Source organism: Schleiferilactobacillus shenzhenensis LY-73 (assembly GCF_000469325.1).
GTDB classification, from domain to species: Bacteria; Bacillota; Bacilli; order Lactobacillales; family Lactobacillaceae; genus Schleiferilactobacillus; species Schleiferilactobacillus shenzhenensis.
Genome location: NZ_KI271608.1, coordinates 1 through 389, shown reverse-complemented (window position 1 = coordinate 389; position 389 = coordinate 1). Strand labels below are relative to the sequence as shown.

Annotated in this window: 1 protein-coding gene; it reads right to left on the bottom strand. The window is 54.2% G+C overall.

What is annotated here, in order from left to right:
• The coding region (locus tag L248_RS13150; RefSeq protein ID WP_040536873.1) for a transposase at nucleotides 1–389 on the bottom strand (389 nt) is incomplete at both ends.

Sequence of the window (389 nt, the reverse complement as noted above, 5' to 3'; positions counted from 1 at the left end):
TTGGACCCAATAACGATCGTGTTCAGTTCATGGCTGAGCGCATAAGCAACGATGCGCCGACTTGCTTCATGAGCAAACTTGTCGATTTTGCGGTCCCGCTTGTATTCCACATTGTCCAGCCGCCGGCTAGTGTAATTCTGACCGCTCAGTTTATGGACAGAGACCAGCCGGCTCCGGGTCTTGTTATAGAGCTGGTTCACCGCCTTTAATGGCTTCCCATTGATCAGCCACGGGGTCAAACCAGGGACATTCGTTGCCATGGCAAAGGCATTATCCACGCCTGGGTCAATCGTCAGGTAGCGGCCATTGTCCGGCTGATAAACGATCTCTGCGATGCCGGAAGGATAGACGACCTCCACCAGGAACCGGCCGTGCTGGGGAATAATGCG